The 5,273-nt window shown below is 61.4% G+C and carries 4 protein-coding genes; all 4 read left to right on the top strand.

The features are described from left to right. The first annotated feature begins 257 nt into the window (after positions 1-257). On the top strand, positions 258-710 hold the full coding sequence (locus tag GHO41_RS28415; protein WP_281852772.1) for an Lrp/AsnC family transcriptional regulator: 453 nt from the start codon (positions 258-260) through the stop codon (positions 708-710). 171 nt (positions 711-881) lie between these two features. Beyond that, positions 882-2,564: an NAD(P)/FAD-dependent oxidoreductase gene (locus GHO41_RS28410; protein ID WP_153435276.1), complete on the top strand. Its 1,683-nt coding sequence runs from the start codon at positions 882-884 to the stop codon at positions 2,562-2,564. Between the two features lie 130 nt (positions 2,565-2,694). After that, positions 2,695-3,489: a carbon-nitrogen hydrolase family protein gene (locus GHO41_RS28405; RefSeq protein ID WP_153435275.1), complete on the top strand. Its 795-nt coding sequence runs from the start codon at positions 2,695-2,697 to the stop codon at positions 3,487-3,489. Between the two features lie 48 nt (positions 3,490-3,537). Further along, positions 3,538-5,273: pyrroloquinoline quinone biosynthesis protein PqqF (gene pqqF, locus GHO41_RS28400; RefSeq protein ID WP_153435274.1), on the top strand; the 1,736-nt coding region annotated here is incomplete at its 3' end.

Raw genomic sequence — 5,273 nt, 5'->3', positions numbered from 1 at the left:
AGAAGCCGTGGTGATGCGGCATGATGCTCCCGCTTCAATTCAATAACCGTGTTGCACTCAGATCCTGCAACCGCCACCTCTTATTTTTTATGATAATAGTCAGATTGTCACAATTCATGTAACGCCCCGCATCTTCGGGCAAGCGTAGATCAACGTTCATCAATTTCAACACTGCCGGGCCAGATTTTTGGCGGTTGAGAAGACCCGGCCTGTCCCTTACCCTACCTGCCCCACCCTGCCCACACCGGAGCCTTCCTGTGCCTGATACCCACCCGCCCGCACTGGATGATATCGATCGCCAATTAATCGCGGCCTTGCAGCTTAATGCGCGTGAGAGTGTGGCGATGCTGGCGCGGCAGTTGGGGATTGCGCGCACCACGGTGACGTCGCGTCTGGCGCGGCTGGAGAAAACCAAGGTCATCACCGGGTATGGTGTGCGTTTGAGCCAGCGCCTGGTGGATGGCGGGCTGCAAGCCTATGTCGGGATTACCGTGCAGCCGCGCTCAGGCAAGGAGGTGGTGCGGCGTCTGAGCAGCATGGCCCAGGTGCAACAGTTGTGCGCCGTGAGTGGCGAGTTCGATTACGTGGCCTGGCTGCGCAGCGAATCGCCCGAGCAACTGGACCAGTTGCTCGATCAGATCGGCAGCGTCGACGGTGTCGAAAAAACCACCACCTCGATCATTCTCAGCAGCAAGGTCGACCGCGGCTAAGGCGTTATGCCTGCGCCACACATCACTCTGTCAGCCGCATTCGTCATATTGACTAAACAAATGTCATAACGACGACACTTTGCGTCTTATTACCGTGTTCCGCGCTCCCTAAACTGGCGGCTGTCTTTTCCTATACTCACGTGTAACGCGAGTCGCCCAGTAAGGTCAGCCATGAACAAAAAAAATCGCCACCCTGCCGACGGCAAAAAACCGATCACTATTTTCGGCCCCGATTTCCCCTTTGCCTTTGATGACTGGATCGAACACCCGGCCGGGCTGGGCAGTATTCCGGCCAATAAGCTGGGCGCTGAGGTGGCGATTGTCGGCGCCGGGATGGCGGGCATGGTGGCTGCTTACGAGCTGATGAAGCTGGGCCTCAAGCCCGTGGTCTATGAAGCGTCGAAGATGGGCGGGCGCCTGCGTTCGCAAGCCTTCGAGGGCAGCGAAGGGGTGATTGCCGAGTTAGGCGGCATGCGTTTTCCGGTGTCTTCCACCGCGTTTTACCATTACGTCGACAAGCTGGGCCTGGAAACCAAACCGTTCCCCAACCCGCTGACACCCGCGTCCGGCAGCACCGTCATCGACCTCGAAGGCCAAACCTTTTACGCACAAAAGCTGGCGGATTTGCCCGCCCTGTTCCAGGAAGTGGCCGACGCCTGGGCAGACGCGCTGGAGGAAGGCTCGCGCTTTGGCGATATTCAACAAGCCATCCGCGACCGCGACGTCCCGCGCCTGAAAGAGCTGTGGAATACGCTGGTTCCGTTGTGGGACGACCGCACCTTCTATGACTTTGTCGCCACCTCCAAAGCCTTCGCCAAGTTGTCTTTCCAGCACCGCGAAGTGTTTGGTCAGGTCGGGTTTGGCACCGGCGGCTGGGACTCGGACTTCCCCAACTCGATGCTGGAAATTTTCCGCGTGGTGATGACCAACTGCGACGACCACCAGCACCTCGTGGTAGGCGGCGTCGAGCAAGTACCGCTGGGCATCTGGAGCCATGTGCCGCAGCGCTGCGCCCATTGGCCAGAAGGCACCAGCCTGCGTTCGCTGCATCGCGGCGCGCCGCGCACCGGGGTCAAAGCCATTTCCCGTGCCGCCGACGGGCAGTTTTCGGTCACCGACAACCTCGGCGTCACCCGCACCCACGAAGCCGTGTTGGTGACGTGCCAGAGCTGGTTGCTGACCACGCAAATCGACTGCGAAGAATCGCTGTTCTCACAAAAAGTATGGATGGCGCTGGACCGTACCCGTTACATGCAGTCGTCAAAAACCTTCGTCATGGTCGACCGCCCGTTCTGGAAAGACAAAGACCCTGACACCGGCCGCGACCTGATGAGCATGACCCTCACCGACCGCCTGACCCGTGGCACCTACCTGTTCGACAACGGTGACGACAAGCCAGGGGTGATTTGCCTGTCGTACTCATGGATGAGCGATGCGCTGAAAATGCTCCCGCACCCTGTGGAAAAACGCGTCAAGCTGGCCCTCGACTCGCTGAAAAAGATCTACCCGAAGGTCGACATCGCCAGCCGCATCATCGGTGATCCGATCACCGTGTCGTGGGAAGCCGACCCGCATTTCCTCGGTGCCTTCAAAGGTGCGCTGCCGGGTCACTACCGATACAACCAGCGCATGTACGCGCATTTCATGCAGCAAGACCTGCCCAGCGAACAGCGCGGGATTTTTATTGCCGGCGATGATGTCTCATGGACACCGGCCTGGGTTGAAGGCGCGGTACAAACATCGTTGAACGCGGTCTGGGGCATCATGACCCACTTCGGCGGCAGCACCCACGCCGACAACCCGGGGCCAGGCGATGTCTTCCACGACATCGGCCCGATTGCCTTGCCGGACTGACCGCTACATAAATCCGACTGTGGGAGCGGGCTTGCTCGCGATAGCATCAACGCGGTCACTGAGCTAGTCCGCGTCGCCTGCATCGCGAGCAAGCCCGCTCCCACAGGGACAGTGAATAAGGAGAGCCACCATGCGCATCGCCCTTTACCAATGCCAACCCTTGCCACTCGACGTGGCAGGCAACCTCCAGCGCCTGGCTTCCATCGCTTCGCAAGCCCAGGACATTGACTTGCTGGTCCTGCCCGAAATGTTCCTCACGGGCTACAACATTGGCGCCAAAGCAGTGGCCGATCTGGCCCAGCCCTCTGACGGCGACGCCGCACTACAAATTGCCGAACTGGCGCAAACCACCGGCATCGCGATTGCCTACGGCTACCCCGAGCGCGACCTTGACGGGCACATCTACAACAGCGTGCAGGTGATCGACAGCCATGGCAAAAGCCTGTGCAACTACCGCAAAACCCATCTGTTCGGCCAACTCGACCGCGACATGTTCAGCCCTGGCCCGGACGCCTTTCCGGTGTTCGAACTGAATGGCTGGCAACTCGGCCTGCTGATTTGCTACGACCTCGAATTCCCCGAAAACACCCGCCGTCTGGCCCTCGCCGGGGCCGAGTTGATCGTCGTCCCCACCGCCAATATGGCGCCGTACCACTTTATCGCCGAGGTTACCGTGCGTAGCCGGGCCTTCGAAAACCAGTGCTATGTGGCCTACGCCAACTATTGCGGGCACGAAGGCAACGTCCATTACTGCGGGCAAAGCAGCATTAGCGCCCCCAACGGCCAGCGAATCGCCGTAGCCGAGCAGGACGAAACCCTGATTACCGCCACCCTCGAAAGCCAACAATTGGAGGATGCCCGCACCGGCAACTTCTACCTGGCTGATCGCCGCCCCGAACTTTACACCGCGCTGAGCAAGCGCTGATCGCCCGTAATCCGCTAGCATGTGGGCATCTCTGTTCCGGAAATGCCCATGTCTGCGCTGAACCCCTCCCAAGCCCGCCGTTTGACCCTCACTGACGGCCTGACTCTTTCACTGCGCCACGCGCCGCGCCTCAAGCGCTGTGCGGCGTTTTTACGGGTTCACGCAGGCAGCCACGACGTGCCAGCCGCCTGGCCCGGGCTGGCGCACTTTCTCGAACACCTGTTGTTCCTCGGCACCGAGCGCTACCCCGCCGCCGACAACCTGATGGCCTACGTGCAACGCCACGGCGGCCAGGTCAACGCCCGCACCAGCGAGCGCCACACCGACTTCTTTTTTGAACTGCCGGTGGCCGCGTTCGAAGGCGGCCTGGCGCGTTTGTGCGACATGCTCGCTCAGCCACGCATGAACCCGGCAGAGCAACTGCGCGAACGTGAAGTGCTGCACGCAGAATTTATCGCCTGGGCCCGTGAGCCATCGGCCCGGCGCCAGTTCGAATTGCTCCAGCCGCTGAACCCGTCCCACCCGCTGCGGGCTTTTCACGCCGGTAATCGCTACAGCCTGCCGATCCAGCGCCCTGCATTTCAGCACGCCCTGCACGATTTTTACCGAACGTTTTATCACGCCGGCAACATCAGCCTGAGCCTGGTCGGCCCGGTGCCCGAAACCGAACTGCTAGCCTTGGCCGAGCGCTATACCGAACCCTTTGTCACCGGCCCAGTGAAGGCGCAAACCCGCCCACCAGCCTTGCTGCCAAACGGCGAAACCGTGTACCAGCAACTCGACGACCAGCATCTAAACCTGCTGTTCGCCTTCGAGCAGCTACCCGAGGCCTCCCGCACGGCGCTGGACTTTTTGTGCCGCTGGATCAATGCCGACAAGCCGGGAGGCCTTATCGCCTACCTGCGCGAACAGCAACTGTGCACCGGCCTGAAAGCAGAGGTGCTGTACCAGTTTGAGGGCCAGGCGCTGCTGCACATCGCCTTCAGCGCGGCGGGCAACATGACGCAAAACGCCACGCCAATCCGCGACGCGTTTTACGACTGGCTGGCCTATTTCAGCACGCAGCAACACCATCCCGCCCTGCGCAACGAATTCCAATGGCTGCGCCAGCGTCAGCTGGAGGTCAGCAGTGCGCTGGAACTGGCCCGCGCTGATGGCGAGCAACGTGTGCCTGGGTTGTCAGATCAAGCCGTAGCAGCGCTCGCAGGTCTGCTGCAACAGATGCTGCCACCGGTGCAACCGGCCGCTGGCCACGCCTGGCAGTTGCCACCGCCCAACCCGTTTTTGAGCGCCCCCGAAAAGCCAGCCAATGCGGGATTGATCCGTGGCCAGACCAGCGCTCACCGGGGCTTGCGCACCTTTGCCCAAGACCGCTTGCGCAGCCGTCGCGACCATTCGGCCATGAGCTTTAACGCAGAGCTGTCCGCCACCGGCCACGAGGCCGCGGTTTACCTGCGCTGGCGCTTGCCGACCACCCCGGCCGACAGCCTGCTGCTGGCACTGGAGAACCGCCTACGCCCGCTGCAACAGGATGCCCGCGAGGCCGGGGTCGAGTTGTCATGCAGTGCTTCAGGCCATGACTGGCAGCTGAAAATGCAGGGCTTGCACACGCCGATGCCCGCTATTCTCGAACACGCCTTGCGCGCCCTTGAAACCCCTGACGCACCGCCGGGCACCTCGCCAGCGGCGCCGTTGATGCCGATTCGCCAGTTACTTAAACGCCTGCCGCAATGCAGCCAGCCTGCCACCGATGCCACGTTGAGCGATGCCAGCCAAGGCTGGGC

The organism is Pseudomonas sp. FSL R10-0399 (assembly GCF_009600165.1).
GTDB lineage: Bacteria > Pseudomonadota > Gammaproteobacteria > Pseudomonadales > Pseudomonadaceae > Aquipseudomonas > Aquipseudomonas helleri.
This window is presented reverse-complemented; position numbering and strand designations above follow the sequence as displayed.